This is a genomic window from Mesorhizobium sp. M1088 (assembly GCF_040318575.1).
GTDB lineage: Bacteria > Pseudomonadota > Alphaproteobacteria > Rhizobiales > Rhizobiaceae > Mesorhizobium.
Genome location: NZ_JAMYMO010000028.1, coordinates 42,137 through 62,437, shown reverse-complemented (window position 1 = coordinate 62,437; position 20,301 = coordinate 42,137). Strand labels below are relative to the sequence as shown.

18 protein-coding genes are annotated in these 20,301 nt (G+C 62.5%); 9 read left to right on the top strand and 9 right to left on the bottom strand.

The annotated features are described in order from the left end of the window. Positions 1–9: 9 nt before the first annotated feature. The 4 genes from NKH49_RS24940 to NKH49_RS24925 form a co-directional block, all read right to left on the bottom strand. Positions 10–597 (bottom strand): sarcosine oxidase subunit gamma, encoded by a 588-nt coding sequence (locus NKH49_RS24940; RefSeq protein WP_352928361.1) that lies wholly within the window; start codon positions 595–597, stop codon positions 10–12. Then, positions 590–3,586 (bottom strand): sarcosine oxidase subunit alpha, encoded by a 2,997-nt coding sequence (locus tag NKH49_RS24935; protein WP_352928359.1) that lies wholly within the window; start codon positions 3,584–3,586, stop codon positions 590–592. Before NKH49_RS24935 ends, NKH49_RS24940 begins: the two co-directional genes overlap by 8 nt. Next, positions 3,583–3,879 carry a sarcosine oxidase subunit delta gene (locus tag NKH49_RS24930; protein WP_023676536.1) on the bottom strand — a complete coding sequence of 99 codons (297 nt, stop codon included), beginning with the start codon at positions 3,877–3,879 and terminating at the stop codon, positions 3,583–3,585. The genes NKH49_RS24935 and NKH49_RS24930 overlap by 4 nt, the downstream gene beginning before the upstream one ends. A gap of 70 nt (positions 3,880–3,949) precedes the next feature. Continuing rightward, complete coding sequence (locus NKH49_RS24925) at positions 3,950–5,209, bottom strand: sarcosine oxidase subunit beta (RefSeq protein ID WP_352928357.1); 1,260 nt, start codon at positions 5,207–5,209, stop codon at positions 3,950–3,952. Between the two features lie 253 nt (positions 5,210–5,462). On the opposite strand from NKH49_RS24925, the gene NKH49_RS24920 reads away from it, so the two are divergent. The 8 genes from NKH49_RS24920 (at position 5,463) to NKH49_RS24885 (ending at position 15,814) form a co-directional block, all read left to right on the top strand. Next, complete coding sequence (locus tag NKH49_RS24920) at positions 5,463–7,952, top strand: mechanosensitive ion channel family protein (protein ID WP_352500963.1); 2,490 nt, start codon at positions 5,463–5,465, stop codon at positions 7,950–7,952. A gap of 156 nt (positions 7,953–8,108) precedes the next feature. Further along, positions 8,109–8,372, top strand: a complete 264-nt coding sequence (locus NKH49_RS24915; RefSeq protein WP_352452117.1) for a hypothetical protein — start codon at positions 8,109–8,111, stop codon at positions 8,370–8,372. A gap of 268 nt (positions 8,373–8,640) precedes the next feature. Further along, on the top strand, positions 8,641–11,202 hold the full coding sequence (locus tag NKH49_RS24910) for a GcvT family protein (protein ID WP_352928355.1): 2,562 nt from the start codon (positions 8,641–8,643) through the stop codon (positions 11,200–11,202). Positions 11,203–11,447: 245 nt separating this feature from the next. Next, positions 11,448–12,173: a site-2 protease family protein gene (locus NKH49_RS24905; RefSeq protein WP_352928353.1), complete on the top strand. Its 726-nt coding sequence runs from the start codon at positions 11,448–11,450 to the stop codon at positions 12,171–12,173. 100 nt (positions 12,174–12,273) lie between these two features. Continuing rightward, the gene (locus NKH49_RS24900; protein ID WP_352681622.1) at positions 12,274–13,122 is read left to right on the top strand and encodes a DUF1194 domain-containing protein; all 849 of its coding nucleotides are present in this window, start codon (positions 12,274–12,276) and stop codon (positions 13,120–13,122) included. A 114-nt stretch (positions 13,123–13,236) separates the two neighbouring features. Then, positions 13,237–14,187: an ABC transporter substrate-binding protein gene (locus NKH49_RS24895; protein WP_352452114.1), complete on the top strand. Its 951-nt coding sequence runs from the start codon at positions 13,237–13,239 to the stop codon at positions 14,185–14,187. Between the two features lie 71 nt (positions 14,188–14,258). Then, the gene (locus tag NKH49_RS24890) at positions 14,259–15,035 is read left to right on the top strand and encodes an ABC transporter permease (RefSeq protein ID WP_352539653.1); all 777 of its coding nucleotides are present in this window, start codon (positions 14,259–14,261) and stop codon (positions 15,033–15,035) included. Next, positions 15,032–15,814, top strand: a complete 783-nt coding sequence (locus NKH49_RS24885; protein WP_352500960.1) for an ABC transporter ATP-binding protein — start codon at positions 15,032–15,034, stop codon at positions 15,812–15,814. Before NKH49_RS24890 ends, NKH49_RS24885 begins: the two co-directional genes overlap by 4 nt. Positions 15,815–15,824: 10 nt before the next feature. On the opposite strand, the gene NKH49_RS24880 is transcribed toward NKH49_RS24885, so the two are convergent. The 4 genes from NKH49_RS24880 to NKH49_RS24865 all read right to left on the bottom strand — a co-directional run bounded on the left by NKH49_RS24880 (position 15,825) and on the right by NKH49_RS24865 (position 18,001). Then, on the bottom strand, positions 15,825–15,998 hold the full coding sequence (locus NKH49_RS24880; protein ID WP_352928351.1) for a type II toxin -antitoxin system TacA 1-like antitoxin: 174 nt from the start codon (positions 15,996–15,998) through the stop codon (positions 15,825–15,827). A 58-nt stretch (positions 15,999–16,056) separates the two neighbouring features. Beyond that, positions 16,057–16,995 carry a GlxA family transcriptional regulator gene (locus NKH49_RS24875; protein WP_352501106.1) on the bottom strand — a complete coding sequence of 313 codons (939 nt, stop codon included), beginning with the start codon at positions 16,993–16,995 and terminating at the stop codon, positions 16,057–16,059. A 350-nt stretch (positions 16,996–17,345) separates the two neighbouring features. Beyond that, positions 17,346–17,480: a hypothetical protein gene (locus tag NKH49_RS24870; RefSeq protein ID WP_013894968.1), complete on the bottom strand. Its 135-nt coding sequence runs from the start codon at positions 17,478–17,480 to the stop codon at positions 17,346–17,348. 335 nt (positions 17,481–17,815) lie between these two features. Further along, positions 17,816–18,001 (bottom strand): hypothetical protein, encoded by a 186-nt coding sequence (locus NKH49_RS24865; RefSeq protein ID WP_352452109.1) that lies wholly within the window; start codon positions 17,999–18,001, stop codon positions 17,816–17,818. 229 nt (positions 18,002–18,230) lie between these two features. Here NKH49_RS24865 and NKH49_RS24860 point away from each other — a divergent pair, with 229 nt between their 5' ends. After that, positions 18,231–19,130 (top strand): LysR substrate-binding domain-containing protein, encoded by a 900-nt coding sequence (locus tag NKH49_RS24860; protein ID WP_023676521.1) that lies wholly within the window; start codon positions 18,231–18,233, stop codon positions 19,128–19,130. A 5-nt stretch (positions 19,131–19,135) separates the two neighbouring features. On the opposite strand, the gene NKH49_RS24855 is transcribed toward NKH49_RS24860, so the two are convergent. Further along, on the bottom strand, positions 19,136–20,119 hold the full coding sequence (locus tag NKH49_RS24855) for an alpha/beta hydrolase (RefSeq protein ID WP_352539654.1): 984 nt from the start codon (positions 20,117–20,119) through the stop codon (positions 19,136–19,138). Between the last annotated feature and the right edge of the window lie 182 nt (positions 20,120–20,301).

Here is a 20,301-nt window from a genome sequence, read left to right as displayed (position 1 = left end):
CGTCCGGCTCTACTGCACTTCGTAGCCGACTTCCTCGCTCGCATGGCAGAGCGCTTTCCAGAACGAGCGGGCGAACGAGCGGAACACATAGATGTCGAACTGATCGGCGCCCGTGCGCTGGATCTGCGCGAAGACGTCGTGATGCATGGTCGAGCGGCCGGCGCCGATCGGGAAGGCCGGCAGCGCGAAGTCGATGGCGAAGAATTTCGCCAGCACCCACTCGGCCTTCGGCCCGGCGATACGGATCGCGGTGCGGCCGTGCGAAAGGTCGGTCACCGTACCGATGGCCGAAGTAACGACATCGGCAAAGGCCGGCGCCAATCCCTCGGCTTCATCGACAACCGTAAATTTTCCCGGCGCAAAGCCGAACACCGACCTGGCGCCGTTCGTCACACCGCCACCGGCGCCGTCGGGCAAAGCCAGGCCGGTGACCGCATGGATGCCGGCCATCAACGTCTTCTCCTCGCCGGGCCAGGCGGCGAGCTGCAGGATCGACCCCGGCCTGGTTTCGGAGAGGATGATTTCGACACCGTGCTCGAAATTGCCATGCGAGCCCGGATGCAGCACCGGCTCAAGCGGTGATTGGCGTTCAACCATGCATGCGGCTCCCGTCCGGATCGAAGAAATGGTTGGAGACGATCTCGACCGGCCCGAACCTGTTGCGCAACGGATCGGAAACGTAGGCACGCGAGCCGCGCCGCGCCTTGCCGCCCTTGACCAGGGCAAGCGCGATATATTTGCCGAGCGCCGGCGAATAGCAGCAGGCGGTGATGTGGCCAAGCGAGCCGTGTGGATTGGCTTCGTCAAGCTCCTCGACGATGTGTGCGCCGCCATTGAGCGGCTGGTTGTCGAGCGAAACAATACCGACGAGTTCCAGGCGGTCGGGTGCGATCAGCCCCTCGCGATCCATCATCGCCGAGCCGATGAACGACTTCTTCTTCGACAGCATCCAGTCGAGATGCAGGTCGCGTGCCGTGGTACGGCCGTCGATCTCGGCACCGGTGACGTGGCCTTTCTCGATGCGCATGGTGCCCAGCGCCTCCAGCCCGTAGGTCACCAGCCCGAACGGCTTGCCGGCTTCGATCAGCGCCTCCCAAACATGGGTGCCGTAGCCGGCGCCGGAATAGACCTCGAAGGCCATTTCGCCGGAGAAGGACAGCCGGCAGATCATCACCGGCACGCCGGCGATTTCGCCGTGGACGATGCCCATGAAGGGCAGGGCGGCATTGTCGACGGCGGTGCCGCTGACGCAAGCAGCCAGTATCTGCCTTGCCTTCGGCCCACCGATGGCGGCACCGGCCCATTGGTCGGTGACCGAGGCGACGTGGACTTTCAGCTCCGGCCAGATCACGTCGAGGAAATATTCCAGATGCTGCATCACCTTGCCGGCATTGGCGGTGGTGGTGGTCATCAGGAAATCCTGCGCGCCGAGCCGCCATGTGGTGCCGTCGTCAAAGGCGAGACCGTCCTCGCGCAGCATCAGCCCATAACGCGCCTTGCCGACGGCCAGCGTCGAAAACACGTTGGTGTAGACGCGGTCGAGGAATTCCGCCGCGTCGGGGCCTTGCACCGCGATCTTGCCCAGTGTCGAGACATCGACGATGCCGGCGCTCTCGCGCGTGGCTCTCGCTTCGCGCACATAGGCCTGCTCGATCGTCTCGCCGGGATGGCCGTAGATCATCGGCCGATACCACAGGCCGGCCGAATACATGGTGGCGCCGTTGGCGACGTGCCAGTCATGCATCGGCGTCAGCCGCTCGGGCTTCAGATCGCCGAAGCGTTCGGCGGCTAGCGAGCCGATCGACACCGCCGAAAAGGGCGGGCGAAAGCGCGTCGTGCCGACCTCTGGGATCGGCTTGCCGAGCGCCTCGGCCATGATGGCGAGGCCGGGTATGTTGGAGCTCTTGCCCTGGTCGGTTGCCATGCCGAGCGTGGTGTAGCGCTTCAGATGCTCGACCGAGACGAAGCCTTCGCGATGCGCCAGCCGCACGTCATCCGCCGTCACGTCATGCTGGAAGTCGACGAAACTCTTTCCCTTGGCCTTGATCTCGAGCACCGGCGCCGGATCGGGATCGCCAGGTGCTGCCTCGACGGCAGGCAAGGCCGCCGGCGTGGCGGTTGCGCCCGCTGCGGAAAGGCCGGCGGCGCGGCCTTCGGCGATCGCCTCGGCGGTGGAGAAACTGCCGGTGAAGGCGCCGGCGCCGATCCATTGCCGCGTCGTCGGCTTGGGCGGCAGGAACGCTTGCAATGCTTCGTTCCATTCCGCTCTCGCGCCGGCCTGGCTGGCCAGATGAATGGTCGGCGACCATCCGCCCGACATCAGCAGGCAATCGGCGTGGATGCTGCGCGCTTCGCCGGAAAGCGCGCCGTTGACCACGTCGAAGCGCTGCACCTTGAAGCCGGAAAGCGCCTTGCCGCCCTCGGTGGCGATCACCGCGTGGCCAGAAAGGATCTCGGCCTCCGCTTCGCCGGCCAGCTTGCGCATTTCGCTCGAAAGTTCTGGGCGCACGTCGACGATGGCGACGACGACGGCGCCGGCCTTCTTCAGCGCAAGCGCGGAGCGATAGGCGCTGTCATTGTTGGTGAACAGCGCGACCCTGTCGCCCGGCAGCACGCCATATTGATTGGCATAGCGCTCGGCAGCATGCGCCAGCATCACGCCTGGCCGATCGTTGCCCGGAAAGACCAGCGGACGCTCCAGGGAGCCGGTGGCCAGCACCACCGACTTGGCGCGGATCGTCCAATAGCGATGGCGCGGCTCGCCCTTGCCGGCCTTTTCCTTGTGGTCGGTGACACGTTCGAGCGCGGCAAGCGTGTTGCCGTCATAATAACCCCAGACAGTAGTGCGCGGCAAAAGGCGGATATTGTCACGGCCTTCAAGCTGACCGGCGGCGCGCGCTGCCCAGTCGGCGGCCGGCATGCCATCGATCGTCTCGCGCGACCAATTGGCCGAGCCGCCGAAATGCGGCTCGAGCTCGGCCAGGATGACGCGTGCACCCTGATCGGCAGCCGCCCTGGCGGCCATCAGCCCCGCCGGGCCGGAGCCGACTACCAGCACATCGCAAAACGCGTTCATGCGTTCGTAGCGCGCCGTATCGGGAGCCGTGCCTGCCTTGCCCAGGCCGGCGGCACGGCGGATGAAATGCTCACAGAACATCCAGAAGCGAGTGCCCTTCAGCGGACCGATCACCGGTCCCATGAAGGTCTTGTAGTAGAAGCCAGCCGACAAAAGCTTGCCGCCGAGCTGGTTCACGGCACTGACGTCCCAGGCAAGCGAAGGGAAGCGGTTCTGGCTGATTGCGGCCAGCCCGTCATAAATCTCGACCATTGTGGCGGGGATGTTCGGCTCGCGAACCTCGCCCCTCAACACTGTGACCAGCGCGTTCGGTTCCTCGACGCCGGCGGTCAGCACGCCGCGCGGGCGGTGATATTTGAACGAACGCCCAAACAGGGTGACGCCGTTGGCCAGCAGCGCCGAAGCCAGCGTGTCGCCGGCATGGCCGGTATAAGGCGCGCCGTCGAAGGTGAAACGGATGGTCCGCAGCCGGTCGATGCGGCCCCCGGCCTCTGTACGGCGCGGGCTCATGGCTTGTCCTCGGCCCGGTGCCGCGCAACCGAGTTGTGGTCGCCGCGCGCGAACGCGGTGCTGGAGATCTCGTGCGTCAGCGTATTGCGCACGACCCTGAGATGGGCGCGGCAGCCGCCGGAATGCTGCCAGATCTCATTGTGGTCGCCGGCCGGGTTGAGTCGGTCGTAGACATAGGCGTTCCAGGCGTCGAGGTTCTGCGAGGCGGGCTGTGGGCGCTGGCGATTGCCGTCGCCCTGATAGGTGAATTCGATCACGTCGCGCGGGCCGCAATAGGGGCAGGTGATGAGCATGGATCTCTTAAACTTCTCGTTTGACCATGATCTTGTCCGAAAACCGGTTTCCACTTTTCGGGATCATGGCCTAATGCAGCCGGGGCGTGGCGCCCTGGCCCTTGTCGTCGATCACCATGCCACGGTAAAAGCGGTCGAGCGTGAAGGCCGCGTTGAGACCGTGCGGCTCGTCCTTGGCGATGGTCCAGGCAAAGCACCAGCCGGAAGCCGGCGTCGCCTTGAAGCCGCCATAGCACCAGCCGCAGTTGAGATACATGCCCGGCAGCGGACCGGTGGTGATGATTGGCGAGCCGTCCATCGACATGTCGCAGACGCCGCCCCATGAGCGCAGCATGCGGACACGGGCCAGCCCAGGGAACAGCGCCAGCATCTCGCTCATCACCTCATCGACGATCGGCAGGCTGCCGCGTTGGGCGTAGCTGTTGTAGCCGTCGAGATCGCCGCCATAGACAAGGCCGCCCTTGTCCGATTGCGACATATAGAAATGGCCCATGCCGAAGGTCAGGACCGTATCGATGAACGGTTTTAGCGATTCCGTGACGAAGGCCTGCAGCACGTGGCTCTCGATCGGCATCGTCTCGATGCCGGCAAGCCGCATGACCCGCCCGGTGCTGCCGGCAACCGCGACCGCTACCTTTTTTGCGCGGATTTCGCCGCGCGTTGTCGTGACGCCGATGATGCGGTCGCCGTCGCGCAGGAAGCCGGTGACCTCGCAATTTTCGATGATGTCGACGCCGCGGCGATCTGCGCCGCGCGCATAGCCCCAGGCGACGGCGTCGTGGCGGGCGGTGCCGGCGCGCCGCTGCATCAGGCCACCGACGATCGGGAAACGCGCGGTGGCCGAGACGTCGAGCGCCGGCACCAGGCGCGCGATTTCGGCCGTGGTCATCAGTTCGGCGTCAACGCCGAGATGGCGCATGGCGTTTCCGCGCCGGGCATAGTCGTCGAGCTGAGCAGGTGTGTGGGCGAGGTTCAGGCAGCCGCGCTGCGAGAACATGACGTTGTAGTTGAGGTCATGGGCCAGGTTCTCCCACAGCTTCATCGAATGTTCGTAGAAACGCGTGTTGGCCGGCAGGAGATAGTTGGAACGGACCGCCGTGGTGTTGCGGCCGACATTGCCGGAGCCGAGCCAGCCCTTCTCCAGCACCGCGACATTTGTGATGCCGTGCTCCTTGGCGAGATAGTAGGCGGTCGACAGGCCATGGCCGCCGCCGCCGATGACGATCACGTCGTAGGACGCTTTCGGGTCGGGCTTGCGCCAGGCCGGCGTCCAGTCCTTGTTTCCGGTCAGCGCGTTCTTGAGAAGCGAAAAGGCCGAATATTCCGCCATTCTTATTGTCATCCATTTCAGGCTTTACGGCAGAGTATAGACCAGGCTGCAAACGCAAAGCCAAGATTGCGCCATCGCTTTTCGACTCCCCGACTTCGATTGGATTTGGCCGACTTCGATTGGATTGGCCGACTTCGATTGGCGGGACTTCGAAAAACGAGACGCCTGGGATGACTTGCCCCGTGATATGAGCCTCTTTATCAAGGACGTGCTTCAAAACTGCCGATGCCGCCCGCGAGTCGCCAGAAAAATCATGTTCTTTCGTTTATTCCGCCTGGTCTTGATTCTTGCGCTTGTTGTCTCGGCGCCGCCGTCGCTCGTTGCTATGGCGCAGGCACTCGGGCAGGGCGCCGCCGGGTTGATCGCAGACCAGCAGAAGGTCATCCAGAGTCTGACGGCCAAAACCGACGGTCTCGAGAAGAAGATACAGCAGGACGGCCAAGACGATGCCACCCTCGTGGAAATCCGTCTGCAATTGGAGGATCTGTCGCGGGCGGCGCTCACCAGCGCGCTGGCGTTCCGCTCGCGTCTCGGCGATATCAACGATCGGATTGAGATGCTGGGACCTCCGCCGGCCGCGGGCCAGCCGGCCGAGCCAGACATCGTAACCGGTGAACGCCAGGCCTTGGCTTCCGAAAAAGCCGAGATCAACGCCGTTATTGCCAGCGCGCAGAACCTGTCGATCCGCATCAGTGGGCTGATCGAGAAGATCGGCAACATGCGCAGCGAGCTGTTCCGCAATGTGCTTACCAAACGCTACGTGCTGTCCGATGCGCTTAGCCCCGAAGTCTTTTCCGACGCCAACGCTGAGTTTTCCGGCTTCTATAAGGCGGTGTCATCCTGGCTGAGCTTCGCCTTCAAGTTCAAGTTCCAGGCCATTCTTGCCGCGACTTTGATGGCGCTCGCATTCGCTGCAGTGCTTTTTATCGGCGGCCGACGCCTGTTCGGCCGCGTCTTCGAAGCGGATCCCTCCGTCGAGGACCCCTCCTATCTCAGCCGCCTGTCGGTGGCGTTCTGGTCGACGTTGCTGCCGACGCTGGCGGTCGGCGCCTTCCTTGTCTCGACGATCTTCTTCTTCGATTATTACAATGTTTTACGCGGTGACATCGGCATCTTCCTGAATTCGCTGGTTGCCGTTATCGCGGTGGTGTTCTGCGTCAACCGCCTGACCAACGCAGCGCTCGAGCCCCGACTGCCGAACTGGCGTTTGATCCCGGTCGAAACCGGCCCGGCGCGCTGGCTGGTGCGGCTGACGACCGCCATGGCTGTCGTCATCGGCAGCAACAACTTCCTGTCTGTCGTCAACGACAAGATGGGCTCGCCACTGTCGCTGACCATCGCCAGAAGCTTCATCGCCACCATCGTCGTCGGCATCATCCTGATCCTTATGGGCCTGCTGAAGCCGTTCAAGGCCCCCGACGGAAGCTGGCGCCCGTGGCCGGCGTGGCTGCGCTACACCGCCGTCGCGCTAGGCCTATTCACCATCGCATCGGCACTGCTTGGCTATATCGGCCTTGCAATTTTCGTCTCGCTGCAGGTCGTGGTCACCGGCACCATCCTGGTCACCGCCTATATCGGCTTCCTGTCGGCGCGAGCGATCGGCGAGGAAGGCGGTTTCGCCAAAACTTCGATCGGGCGCTGGCTAGCGGCCAATTCAAGCTACGAAGAGACCGCCCTCGACCAGCTCGGGCTTGTCGTCAGCGCCGCCATCAACATCATGATTGTGCTGGTGTTCCTGCCGCTGATCCTGTTGATGTGGGGCTTCCAGCCCGGCGACATCCAGGCCTGGGCCTACAAGCTGGCGACCGGCCTCACTATCGGCTCGGTGACGATCTCGGTCACCGGCATTCTCACCGGCGTCGTCGTCTTCATCATTGGCTATTTCCTGACGCGCTGGTTCCAGGGCTGGCTCGACGGCTCGGTGATGGCGCGCGGCCGGGTTGACACCGGCGTGCGCAATTCGATCCGGCTGGCGGTCGGTTATGCCGGTGTCGCGGTCGCGGCACTGGTCGGCATCTCGGCGGCCGGTATCGACCTCTCCAATCTCGCGCTGGTCGCCGGCGCCTTGTCCCTCGGCATCGGTTTCGGCTTGCAGAATGTCGTCTCGAATTTCGTGTCGGGCCTGATCCTGTTGGCCGAGCGGCCGTTCAAGGTCGGCGACTGGATCGTCGCCGGCGACATCAGCGGCACGGTCAAGAAGATCAGCGTGCGCGCCACCGAGATCGAGACGTTCCAACGGCAATCGGTGATCCTGCCCAATTCAAACCTGATCAACAATGCGGTCGGCAACTGGACGCACCGCAACAAGCTCGGCCGCGTCGACATCAAGGTCGGCGTTGCCTATGGCAGCGACGTCAAGCACGTGCATGGCGTCCTGTTGGAGATCGCACGCAGCCATCCGCTGGTGCTGAAGAACCCGGAACCCTTTGTGCTGTTTTCCAATTTCGGCCCGGCCGCGCTCGAATTCGAGATCCGCGTATTCCTGGCAGACGTTCTTAGTGGCAATATCGTCCAGAACGACATCCGCTTTGCCATCTTCGATGTGTTCGCCGACCAGCATATCGAAATTCCGTCGACACCGCGCGCCGTCGTCGAGACCAAAAAGCACGAGGCGTGGCCGATCGACGACGACAAGATCGAAGTCGAATTCGCCGAGCGGGAACAAGCAAAAGCCTTGGCGGCGGTCGAGGCGAAACGTCTCGCCAAGTCGGGACGCAAGGTACGGAAGCCCGATCCTGACTAGCTGTTTGGAGCTTGCCTTCAAGCCTTCGGAAACCAATTGCGGCATGAATGCGGCATTCAGTTGCCGTTCAGCTTGCATTACATATAAGCTCACCTGCAAACGGCGAGAATGCCTTGCGAAATGCAACAGAGGCGGTGGCAACACCGATACTGCAAAATGTGGAAGTCTCTCGTCGCCGCCGTCGCTTTTCTGGCCGTGGGCGGTTCGGCCCATGCCGCCAGCGCGGTCAACAAGGACGCCGAGACCCGCACGCTGATCGTGACGGAAGGCGGCGGCAAGACCGAGCTGGCGCTGGCCGCTGGCGAAACCGTGGAATTTTGCCCGAGCGGCTGTTTTGTTACCTTGCCGAATGGCGACCTCGAGGCGCTGACCGGTTCGGAGACGATCGAGATCTCGGGCGGCGTCGCGCGCATCAAGTAAAGTCGACGCCATGATTTTTGAAGGCCGGGCAAACGCCCGGCCTTTTATTTGCTTCCGGTAATCGGCGATGAAGGTATGCATTTTTCTTCGAAGCTGCGCAGGACGGGCTCTAGCAGCGCCTTCATACCGAGCAGGGCGAAGGCGTAGGTCTAACTGCATTCGACGGGCTGGTGGCGCGGGCTTTTTTGGCGATGTCGCAAACAGGCTGCAAGCGCGGCGCCGCGCCGCCCTATAGTCTGCTCGCAATAGCATCTTGGAGTCGCGGGCAATGGCAGGGTTTCCGGAAAAGGCGAAGGTCGTCATCGTCGGGCTGGGCGGCATCGTCGGCGCATCGGTCGCCCATCACCTGATCGAGCGCGGATGGGACGATATTGTCGGCATCGACAAATCGGGCATCCCGACCGATATCGGCTCGACGGCACACGCTTCCGATTTCTGCTACACGACCAGCCATGACTTCCTGTCGTGCTGGACGACGCTCTACTCCATCGATTTCTACGAAAAGATGGGTCACTATGCGCGCATCGGCGGCCTCGAGGTTGCCCGCGTCGGCGACGACGCCCGCATGGCGGAGATCAAGCGCAAGATCGCTTCGGCGAAGGCCTTCGGCACACGCGCCCGCCTGATCGATCCCGCCGAGATCAAGGAAAAATTCCCGCTGATCGAAGAACAGATGGTACAGGGCGGCCTGTGGGACCCCGACGCCGGCCTCGTCATCCCGCGCTCGCAGACCGTCGCCGGCAAGCTTGTCGACCAGGCGGAAGCTTCCGGCAAACTCAGGGCGTTTGCCAATACGTCGGCCAGGTCGCTCGTCATCGAGAACGGCCGCATCAAGGGCGTGGTGACCGACCGCGGCACCATCGAGGCCGACTATGTCGTGGTCTGCACCGGCATCTGGGGACGGCTGATCGCGGAAATGGCGGGCGAGGACCTGCCGGTCATGCCGATCGACCATCCGCTTACCTTCTTCGGGCCGTACACCGAGTTCGCCGGCACCGGCAAGGAGATCGGCTGGCCGCTGCTGCGCGACCAGGGCAACTCGGCTTACATGCGCGATACCGGCGACCCCAAGACCGCCGAAGGCGGGCAGATCGAATGGGGTTATTACGAAGAGACCAATCCGCGCCTTTGCCATCCGCGCGATATTCTCGAGAAAAACGAGGCGCGGCTTTCGCCGTCGCAACGCGATCTCGACATGGAGCAGATCCTGGCGCCGCTCGAGCGCGCCATGGAACTGACGCCGATCCTGGGCGAGCTGGGCTACAATGAGAGCCATTCCTTCAACGGCCTATTGCAGGTGACGGCGGACGGCGGCCCCTCGATGGGCGAAAGCCAGAAGGTCAGGGGCCTCTGGTATGCGGTGGCGATTTGGGTCAAGGACGGCCCCGGCATGGGCAAGCTCATCGCCGACTGGATGACGGACGGCCGCACGGCGATCGACCACCACGCCATCGACTATTCGCGTTTCTATCCGCACCAGACGAAAGAACAGTTCATCTGGGATCGCTGCACCGAAACCGCTATGAAGGTCTACAACCCAGCGGTCCATCCACGCGAGCCCTTCTCCAAGGCTCGCAATGTCCGCCGCTCGCCCTTCTGGGAGCGCGAGAAGGAACTCGGCGGCTATTTCATGGAACTCGGCGGCTGGGAGCGCGCCCATGGCTACGCCGCCAACGAGCATCTGCTCGAGAAATACGGCAACCGGGTGCCGGTGCGCCAAAACGAATGGGATAACCGCCACTTCTGGCGCGTCTCGAACGCCGAGCATCTCGCGATGAGCGAGGATTGCGGCATCGTCAACCTGTCGCATTTCGCCATGTACGACGTGGAAGGCCCGGACCATGTCGCGCTGATGGAATGGCTGTGCGCGGCAAAAATCGGCGGTGACGGCAATATCGGCAAGGGCATCTATACCCATTTCCTCGACGAGGAAGGCATGGTGCGCGCCGACCTGACCGTCATCCGCATGGCCGGCCGCTGCCGCGTCATCGACGGCGCCGATGCCGGGCCGCGCGACTTCCAGTACATGCGCCGGACGGCAGAGGACAAAGGCTTCGACGTTAGCGTCACCGATGTGACCGAGAGATATGTGACCGTCGGCATCTGGGGTCCGAACGCGCGGGCGACATTGAGCAAGTGCGTGGAAAACCCCGATGGGCTGACGCCGGAGAATTTTCCCTTTGCCGCGATCAAGCCCGTCAGGATCGCCGGCAAGGACGTGACCGCCTTCCGCATCTCCTATGTCGGCGAGCAAGGCTGGGAACTGCACATGCGCTACGACGACGGCCTGGCTGTCTGGGACGCGCTGCGGTCGACCGGCGTGATGGCCTTTGGCGTCGAGACCTATGCCAACAGCCGCCGCCTGGAGAAGAGCCTGCGCCTGCAGAATGCGGACCTATTGACCGAATACAATCTGCTGGAAGCCGACCTTGCCCGTCCGAAAGTCAAGGAGGCCGATTTCTGCGGCAAGGCAAAGCATCTGGAATATCGCGCCCGGGCGCATCAGCCGGCCATGCTTTGCACGCTTATCTTGACGGACAATACCGATTCCAATGGCGTTCCCCGCTATCCGGTCGGCACGATGCCGGTGATGGACCCGCAAACCGGTGAGACGCTCGTCGACGAGCTCGGCCGCCGCTCCTTCACGACTTCGGTGGCCTATGGTCCGACCCTCGGCAAGAACATCGCGCTCGCCTACCTGCCCTGGGCGTATTGCCAGGAGGGCCGCAAGCTGAGCGTCGAATATTTCGGCGAGAAGTACCCGGTCGAAGTGGCCGCCGTCGGCTACAGGCCGCTCTACGACCCGGAGAACCTCAATCCTCGCAGCTAACCGTTGCTTGCCTGCCGATTCTCCACACAGGCAAGCCGAGCAGTGCCGGCAGGACCTGAATGCAGAAGCCCGATTCATTGTCGGGCTTCTCGCTTTGTGGAGCGATGATTCTCGCTTACCGTCGCGCTGCGATTGGGGGGTGCCTTTGCGGCGGATCGGCTGGGATAGAAAAAACGATGCGCTTGTGTTTCAGCTGAACCGGAATATCCCGGTTCGCGTCAGCTGGACCTTCGCAATTCCCCATTGTGCTGCCCTTCCTGAACGAGTGGGCGAGCCGACCCAAGGATGCATTGATCCATACCTCTATCTTTGCAGCGCTTCTGTTTGCGTCGATATTTCTGCACGAACTGGCACACGCATGGATCGGACGCCGACAAGGCGTCGCCACCGACAGGATAGAATTATATCTCTTCGGCGGGTTCACGCGTTTCAAACGCGCCGCAGCACCATCGCCTGCCTGGGCGCGGATTGCGATAGCGGGTCCCCTGGCGAACATCGCGCTCGCCGCGTTTTTCGATGCGGCCTATTATCTGGTTTTTGGAGAACTCATCCCAGTTGTACCCGAAAGGCCATTCGGGTGGCTGCCGTCAAGGTCGGCCGGTCCTCTGGAATGGACGCTTTGGATTGGCGCATTGTTGAACGTGTCACTTATCATTCTCAACATCCTGCCCGCCTACGATCTGGATGGCGGCGTGATTGCAAGACATTTGTTCCTGAGACGCTTCGGCGTCCGCCGGGCCGCGCAGATCGTCGGCATCTGCGGCATCGTACTTTCAATTCTGCGTTTTGCGATCATCTTGCCTGCCGCGGTTGCAGGTATTCTGTTGTGGCTTCCGCCGTCATTCAAGCCGAACTGGACGGCAGCGCGCGGGGTCGGTGCTAGAAAACCGAAGCCGGACCCATCCTCCGAGACGGATGTCGAGAAGGCCGTGGAATGGCGGGGACGGGGCGGGCGCCGCATCCACAAATGAAATTCGTTTTCCGGCGGTTCGCAAAAATGTGACAGAATGAGCCCGGCTCTCCACCGGGCTTTTCTCTTTGTCGATCGGCGATTTTCGCTTACCGTGCGGCATGTCTGGTTTTGCCCGTGCAAGACATCTCGTCTCGGGTGCCGCCGCGCTGGCGTCGGTGCTATGGCTGACTGCAAACTCCCGCGCCGCCGAGCCGGTTGACGTCGAACTGGTACTGGCGGTCGACGTTTCGCTGTCCATGTCGCCGGACGAGCTCGAAATCCAGCGTCATGGCTATGCGGCGGCGCTGACGCATGACGATGTCCTGCAGGCAATCGGCGAAGGCGCTCATGGCAAGATTGCCGTCACCTATGTCGAATGGGCTGGCGCGACCTGGCAGCAGGTCGTTGTGCCGTGGACGGTGATCGCCAATCGTGCCGACGCCGAGCGGCTGGCAGCGCAGCTTTCCGCTCATCCGCCGGCCAGTGCCAGGCGCACCTCGATCTCCGGCGCGCTGGAATTCGCCAGCGATCTCTTTGCTGAAAGCGGCTTCCAGGGCGTCAAGCGGGTGATCGACATTTCGGGTGACGGCCCCAACAACCAGGGCGCACCTGTCGATATCACCCGCGACGCTGTGATCAAGCAAGGCATCACCATCAACGGCCTGCCGCTGATGACCAGGGGCGGGTTCAGCAGCGCTTACGATGTCAACAATCTCGACCGCTACTACAGCGACTGCGTCATCGGCGGGCCGGGCTCCTTCATGATCCCGGTCAATGACTGGACGCAGTTTCCGGCGGCCATCCGCCGCAAGCTGGTGCTGGAGCTTGCCGGTCCGGCCTCGCCGCAGCGAGCGGCGGAAGGGGCGGCGCATCCGCCATTGGTGCTGGCACAGGACATCCCCGTCACCGACTGCCTGGTTGGCGAAAAAATGTGGCGCGACCGCAGCTGGATGTACGACAGCCGCTGATGGCGGAGTTTGCTGTCGATGGTGACATACCGCAGTGCAGCATCTGCTTCATTGACAAGCCTGCGGGCGTCTGTGACACAATTCCGCATCCGAACACATTAAAGGGGAACCGACATGAACAGGATCGGAATTCTTGCCGCAAGCTTGACGCTTGCCGTCGGATTGTCCGCGCCGGCGATGGCCGCCACATCGGTCAGCATCGGCATCAGTGGGTGGACCGGCTTTGCGCCGCTGACGCTCGCCAAGCAGGCCGGCATCTTCGAAAAGCACGGCCTCGACGTCACCTTGAAGAAGGTGCCGCAAGCCAGCCGGCCGCTCGCCATCGCCAGCGGCGACCTGCAATGCGCCGCCACCACGGTCGAGACCTGGCTGGTCTGGAACGCCAATGGCGTGACGACCAAGCAGATATTCCAGCTCGACAAATCCTACGGCGCCGACGGCATCGTCGCCCGCAACGACATCAAGACCGTCGCCGATCTCAAAGGTAAGTCGGTCGCGTCTTCGGCGCCGGGCACCTCGCCCTATTTCATGCTGGCCTGGGTGCTCAACAAGAACGGCATGTCGACCAAGGACGTGACGGTCGTCAACCTGGAGCCGGATGCGGCGGCGCAGGCGTTTCTCGCCGGCCAGAACGATGCGGCGGTCACCTATGAGCCGTTCATCTCGGCGGTGCGCGAAAAGTCCGACCAGGGCCATATCCTTGTCACCACTCTCGACTATCCGATGGTGCTCGATACGGTCGGCTGCACGCCGGAGTTCCTCAAGGCCAATCCGGATGCGGGCAAGGCGCTTGCCGACAGCTATTTCGAGGCACTCGACCTGATCAAGAGCGATCCGGCGAAATCCTATGAGACGATGGGTGCCGACGTGAAGCAGTCGGCCAAGGAATTCGAAGAGTCGGCCAAATACCTGAAATGGGCCGACAAGGCTGAAAACAAGCAGTTCTTCACCAAGGAATTCCAGGACTTTTCCAAGACCGCCGGCGAGCTTCTGCTGCAGATGGGTTTGATCAAGGAAGCGCCTGACGTCTCGACGTTGGCCGACACCAGCGCCGTCGCCGACTAACCGCCAGGATTGTCGCCCGGCGGCGGCGCGTGCGCCGCCGCTTTTTCATTCAGATCAGAGGACGGTCGAAGATGCCGCGCCCCTTGCATCCGGTCTCGCCGGGCATTCGAACCGTGCTCGGCATTTCGTTCTTCGTGCTGTTCGTGGCGTTCTGGGCGTGGATCACGCTTGGCGGCCACGTCAATCGCATTTTCCTTGCCGATCCGCTGTCGATGGTGAGAGACGGCTGGCGGCTGCTGGTCGAGGACCGCTTCTGGCTCGACATCCTTATCACCATCTGGCGCGTCTTCGGCGGGTTCCTGATGGCGGCCATCGTTGCCGTGCCGCTCGGCATCTTGATGGGTGCCTGGAAGCCCGTGGAGGCGTTCCTGGAGCCGTTCGTCTCCTTCGCCCGCTATCTGCCGGCATCGGCCTTCATCCCGCTGCTCATCCTGTGGGCGGGCGTTGGCGAGCTCGAAAAACTGCTGGTGATCTTCGTCGGCTCGGTGTTCCAGATCATCCTGATCATCGCGGTCAAGGTCGGCGGCACACGGCGCGACCTAGTCGAGGCGGCCTACACGCTTGGCTCGTCCGACAACGGCATCGTGCGGCGCGTGATCATGCCGGCCAATGCGCCGGAGATTGCCGAGACCCTGCGGCTGGTGCTCGGCTGGGCCTGGACCTATGTCATCGTCGCCGAGCTGATCGGCTCGTCGTCGGGCATCGGCTACATGATCATCAACAGCCAGTCGCGGCTGGCGACAGGGCAGATCATCTTCGGCATCATCGTCATCGGCCTGATCGGGCTGTTGTCCGATTTCGCCTTCAAGGCGCTCAACCGTTGGCTGTTTCCATGGAGCCTGGCGTGAGCAAGCTGCTCATCGAAGGCGTCTCGCGCACCTTCGCCGGTGTCGGCGGTGGGCAGCCGGTCAAGGCGCTGATGCCGATCGATCTGGCGGTCGCCGCCAACGACTTCATCACCATCCTGGGGCCATCCGGCTGTGGAAAGTCGACACTGCTCAGGATCGTCGCCGGCCTCGAAGCGCCGAGTGGGGGACGTGTTCTGCTCGACGGCAGGGTGGTGGACCGGCCCGGTCCAGACCGCGGCATGGTTTTCCAGTCCTATACGCTGTTTCCGTGGCTGACGGTCGCCGAGAACATCGCCTTCGGCCTGCGCGAACGTGGAATGGCCGAGCACGAGCGCAGCGAGATCGTCGCTTCTTACGTCGATCTCGTCGGGCTGAGAGGTTTTGAAAACCATTGGCCGAAGCAGCTTTCCGGCGGCATGCAGCAGCGCACCGCGATTGCCCGGGCACTGGCCAACGATCCGGAGATCCTGCTGCTCGACGAGCCGTTCGGCGCGCTTGACAACCAGACCCGCGGGCTGATGCAGGAACTGCTTCTCGGCATCTGGGAGCGCCGGCAAAAAACGGTGCTGTTCGTCACCCACGACATCGAGGAGGCGATCTTCATGGCGTCGCGCGTGGTCGTGATGACGGCACGGCCGGGCCGCATCAAATCGGACGTTGCCGTCGACCTGCCGCATCCGCGCCACTACACGCTGAAGACCAGCCCGGAATTTTCGGCGCTGAAAGCGCGGCTGACGGAAGACATCCGCGTCGAGGCTATGCGCACGGCGCAGGTATAGTCGCCGCAACCTACACTCGACCGCGACCGGAAAAGATGCTCGGTTCGCTCAACAGGCGCTTTAGGCGTGGAAGGTCGCGCGTAGGGGCGTCCATTGCCGCCATGAACGCGGCCCATTTTTCTGCATCGAGGCGGAAGCTGTGCGGGTCGGCCGGTTTTTGGGATAGGCTCGAACTCGTGGTCATGCGGCATCTCTCGATGCGGGAATATCACACTTCGCCGGTCCTCTGCTGATTTGCCAGATCAAGCCGCCAGCAATTGCTTGCGATCGACGCGTTCCTGTTGCGGCGAGCGGGCGTACAACTCGCGATAGCATTTGGAGAAATGCGAGGCGGAAACAAAGCCGCAGGCGACCGCCACTTCGACCACCGGCAACGACGACTGGATCAGCAGGTGCCGGGCGCGGTCGAGGCGGATCTCCAGATAGTAACGGGCAGGGGAGCGCCCCATCTCGGTGCGGAACAGGCGCTCAATCTGCCGGCGCGACAGGTCGACATGATCAGCGACCTCGATCAGCGAGAGCGGCTCGGAGAGATTGGCTTCCATCAGCTCGATAATGGCCAGAACCTTGGAATTCTGCACGCCAAGGCGGGCGCGCAGCGGCAGGCGCTGGCGGTCGGTCGGGCTGCGCACGCGATCAGTCAGCACCTGCTCGCAGACGCGGTTGACGAGGCTTTCGTCGAAATCGTCGCCGATCAGCTTCAGCATCATATCGAGCGCGGCGGTGCCGCCGGCGCAGGTGTAGATGTTCTGGTCGATCTCGAAGAGGTCGGCGAAGACATTGGCCTTGGGGAACGCCTCGGAAAAGCCCGGCAGGTTCTCCCAATGGATGGCGCAGCGCTTGTTGGACAGCAGGCCTGCGGCGGCCAGGATATGCGCGCCAGTGCACAGGCCGCCGACGGCAACGCCGCGATTGTACTCCTCGCGCAACCAGGCAAAGGCCGATTTGTTCTGGTAGCGCTCGACATTGATGCCGCTGCAGACGATGGCCATGTTCGGCCGGTCCGGTCCGGACATTTTCTTGCGCTCTTCCTCTAGCGAGGTGTTGACGGCGCATTCGACGCCGTTCGAGGCGCGCACCGGCTTGCCGTCGATGCTGGCGAGCCGCCAGCGATAGGCTTCATAGCCGAGCATGCGGTTGGCCGAACGCAACGGGTCGAGCGCCGTCGCGAAGGCGATCATGGTGAAATCGGGGACCAGGAAGAATACGAACGATCGCCGGATCGGGTGCTTTACGACATTCACGGGTAGATCCTCACGCTGCAATGGCGCGAACAGGATGTCGCGATTAGCACAGCGACATCAGGAAAGACGTTTCCTGTCAATTGGCTAGACGGCAACGGAGCGACTTTATTTGCGACACGGGTCGCAAATGGGCGATCGCTATGCGGCGAAGGACGCGACATGCCGCCGGATCGACCAACCGAGCCTATGCAGTCTGCGCACACGAAAACGCCGCCTCGGCAAAACCGAAGCGGCGCTGGATCGACTTCGAAGCAGCGCAAGGCTGCTTCCGCCGGGATTGCCGCGTCTCAGGCGACGAAGCCGAGGCGCGCGGCAGCCATGGCACCGGTCTGGCCAGGCATGGTGTTGGCCAGGCGCTGGCGCTCGAGCGCGGTCGTCAGGTTCATTTCGCGACGGGCAAAGAGGCGGGCAAAAAGCTTCATGATCATCTCCATTCGGTTGCTCAGACGGGTCGCCTTCGCTTGATGGAGTGGGGCAGCTCGTTTGTTGATGATGATATAGGCTTACGTGAGGGGAAACTAAATCGCAAAAGCGAAGCACTTGATATGAAAAGCGACACGGAATGCGACAAATTTGGGCATTCTGCCCAGGATTTTCGATTATTTACAATGCATTGATTGCCAGTGCGGGCTGCTATGCGACTTGCTCATATGCGGCATGCGACGGCGACATGGCTCGGGAAAATCATTGGAGTACAAACAAAAAGGCCTGCCGGGCTGATCTGCGCGGCAGGCCTTCAGCTGTTGATACACACGGTTTACTTTGCTCCAGCCCACGATCCCACACCATGGCGAGTGCCGGCCTTGGCATCGGCAGCTTCGGGCCAGCCGATATCCTTCTGCAGTTCAATCGGCAGCGCGCGGATGGCGCGTTCCGTCTGGTAGCGGGCACGGGCCTCGCTGAACTCGGTCGCGATCCGACCGATGGATGACAGGATAGACATCTCATTCTCCTTCGCGTTGGGCCGGGTCGTCCCGGCGCTTGCAGCGTCAGGCGGTACACCGGCTTTGTTTCAGCTTCATTTCGTGTCGATTGCAGGTCCGTGTCATGGTTGTTTCGCGACCACTTCGATGCGTCCTGCCTCCGACCGAGTTGACTATCCTCCCAAACTGATGTTCAATCAAACGAAATGGAATGATGGTTTGCATCAGAAAAATTGAAGGTCGCTTGCCATGAACGCCCCACTCAATCATCCGCTGCCGCTGCTCGATCTGGATGTTCTGCGCACTTTCGTCGCGATCGCCGAGACCGGCAGCTTCACCACTGCGGCCAATGCGGTCTTCCGCACGCCGTCGGCCGTCTCGATGCAGATCAAGAAGCTGGAGGACATTCTCGGCCGCTCGGTGTTCGCGCGCGACGCCCGTTCGGTGACGCTGACCACCGATGGCGAGATGCTGCTCGGCTATGCGCGCCGGCTGCTGTCGATCAATCGCGAGGTGGTGTCGAAGTTCATCATTCCAGACATTGTCGGGGTGGTGCGGCTCGGCTCGCCGGACGATTACGGCGAACGTGTGCTGCCGCATGTGCTGAAGCGGTTCGCACAGTCGCATCCATCGATCGCGGTCGACGTCACCATCGACCAGAGCGTCAATCTGCGCCGGCGCATGGACGACCGGGCGCTCGACATCACGTTGCTCACCAACTCCTACAAGACCAGCGCGATCGGCGCCGAAGTGCTGCTCACCGAGCCGATCGTCTGGGCCGGTGCCAAGGGCGGTTGCGCGCATCTGCGTGAGCCGCTGCCGGTCTCATTGTGGGAAGAGGGCTGTGCCTGGCGGGCAGGGGCATTGGAGGCGCTTGGCCGCGAGGGCCGCAACTACCGTATCGCCTATATGAGCGCACACACGGCCGGCCAGCGCGCCGCGATCATGGCGGATCTTGCAGTCGCGCCGCTGCCGAAATCGTTCCTCGGCAGCGATATGGTCGAGCTGTGCCCGAAGGACGGCATGCCTGACATCGGCACCTACAATCTGGCCATGGTGGTGACGCCGGACGCCAGCGCTCCAGTGAAGGCAGTCGCCGACCATATCCGCGCGACGTTTGAGATGTTCAGGGAAACTGGGAAGTTCTGAGCCAACTACGACCTGAGCGGCGCAACCAGATCGCGAGGCGTTCCGTCGCGGTCTGCCCTTTGCAGCGACAACTCTCCTGCCTTGGCATGATAACTGTCAGTTTCGTTGGTCAAGAAGGCCACTATGCTGTCCCGCGCGCGACGCGCCTCCGGCATGTCGATCAACGGCCAGACATGGAACATGCCTTGCTCGTGGACGACCTCAATTTCGACGCCGGCCGCGCGTGCCTTTTCCGCGAAAATCAGATTGTCGGGGGTGAGCAGATCGCGTGAACCGGTCAGCAGCAGCGTTTTGGGCAGCACCGACAGGTCGCCGTAAACCGGGCTGATGCGCCAGTCGGTGGGATCGATGCCGGCGCTGTAAAGCCGGATCGCCTCGCGGCCGCCGGCAATGCCCAGCCACGGATCGTTGCGTTCGGCCTCATACATTTCTGGGTTGGCGAGCGACACGTCGAGACCGGGCGAAATCAGCACGTGGCGTGATGGCAAGGGCAGGCCGTCTTGCGCAGCCATCATGGTCAGCACGACGGCCATGTTTCCGCCGGCGGAATCGCCCATGAAGATGATATCATTCGCCCTGGTTTCGCCGAACATCTGGCGGTAGACGGCGCCGACCATGCCGAACATGGCGTGAAAATCGTGTTCGGGAGCAATGGGATAGATCGGCACGGTGATACCGAACCCGAGGCGGTCGGCCATGTCGGCGATCAGCCGCCAATGATAGGGTGTGATTTCAAAGACGTAAGCGCCGCCGTGCAGGTAGAGAATCCGCCTCCGCTCACCAGCCTGGGGAGCGATCTCGTAGACGGGAAAGCCGTTGATCGTGCGGGTTGTGATCTCCAGGCGTGACCACAGCGACGCAGGCGGCTGATGGTTTTCCGTCCTGCGCGCATAGGCGATCCAGCGCTGCAGGTTCTCGGGGCTGGAAAACGCCTTCTTGCGGCTGTACCTGAGGACGAACGACACGACGTGGCTTTTGAGACTGGGCATGCAGATACACGGACTTCGGCTGAGCCGACTAAGAGAACCCCCGACTATTTCGAAGATTGTGTCGCCACCAAAAAAGTCAAGATTGATGCAATCTCAATACGGTCGTTTGATCCCAGCTGTCGACAAAGCGTCCGGCCATGAAGTCTCTGGCCTACCGGTGCAGCTCAACGCCGCGGCAGCAA

Excerpts from the sequence above, each read along its gene's own strand:
- NKH49_RS24940 (WP_352928361.1), bottom strand. The coding sequence starts at position 597 with ATGGTTGAACGCCAATCACCGCTTGAGCCGGTGCTGCATCCGGGCTCG.
- NKH49_RS24935 (WP_352928359.1), bottom strand. The coding sequence starts at position 3,586 with ATGAGCCCGCGCCGTACAGAGGCCGGGGGCCGCATCGACCGGCTGCGG.
- NKH49_RS24930 (WP_023676536.1), bottom strand. The coding sequence starts at position 3,879 with ATGCTCATCACCTGCCCCTATTGCGGCCCGCGCGACGTGATCGAATTC.
- NKH49_RS24925 (WP_352928357.1), bottom strand. The coding sequence starts at position 5,209 with ATGGCGGAATATTCGGCCTTTTCGCTTCTCAAGAACGCGCTGACCGGA.
- NKH49_RS24920 (WP_352500963.1), top strand. The coding sequence starts at position 5,463 with ATGTTCTTTCGTTTATTCCGCCTGGTCTTGATTCTTGCGCTTGTTGTC.
- NKH49_RS24915 (WP_352452117.1), top strand. The coding sequence starts at position 8,109 with ATGTGGAAGTCTCTCGTCGCCGCCGTCGCTTTTCTGGCCGTGGGCGGT.
- NKH49_RS24910 (WP_352928355.1), top strand. The coding sequence starts at position 8,641 with ATGGCAGGGTTTCCGGAAAAGGCGAAGGTCGTCATCGTCGGGCTGGGC.
- NKH49_RS24900 (WP_352681622.1), top strand. The coding sequence starts at position 12,274 with ATGTCTGGTTTTGCCCGTGCAAGACATCTCGTCTCGGGTGCCGCCGCG.
- NKH49_RS24895 (WP_352452114.1), top strand. The coding sequence starts at position 13,237 with ATGAACAGGATCGGAATTCTTGCCGCAAGCTTGACGCTTGCCGTCGGA.
- NKH49_RS24890 (WP_352539653.1), top strand. The coding sequence starts at position 14,259 with ATGCCGCGCCCCTTGCATCCGGTCTCGCCGGGCATTCGAACCGTGCTC.
- NKH49_RS24880 (WP_352928351.1), bottom strand. The coding sequence starts at position 15,998 with ATGACCACGAGTTCGAGCCTATCCCAAAAACCGGCCGACCCGCACAGC.
- NKH49_RS24875 (WP_352501106.1), bottom strand. The coding sequence starts at position 16,995 with ATGATCGCCTTCGCGACGGCGCTCGACCCGTTGCGTTCGGCCAACCGC.
- NKH49_RS24870 (WP_013894968.1), bottom strand. The coding sequence starts at position 17,480 with ATGAAGCTTTTTGCCCGCCTCTTTGCCCGTCGCGAAATGAACCTGACG.
- NKH49_RS24865 (WP_352452109.1), bottom strand. The coding sequence starts at position 18,001 with ATGTCTATCCTGTCATCCATCGGTCGGATCGCGACCGAGTTCAGCGAG.
- NKH49_RS24860 (WP_023676521.1), top strand. The coding sequence starts at position 18,231 with ATGAACGCCCCACTCAATCATCCGCTGCCGCTGCTCGATCTGGATGTT.
- NKH49_RS24855 (WP_352539654.1), bottom strand. The coding sequence starts at position 20,119 with ATGCCCAGTCTCAAAAGCCACGTCGTGTCGTTCGTCCTCAGGTACAGC.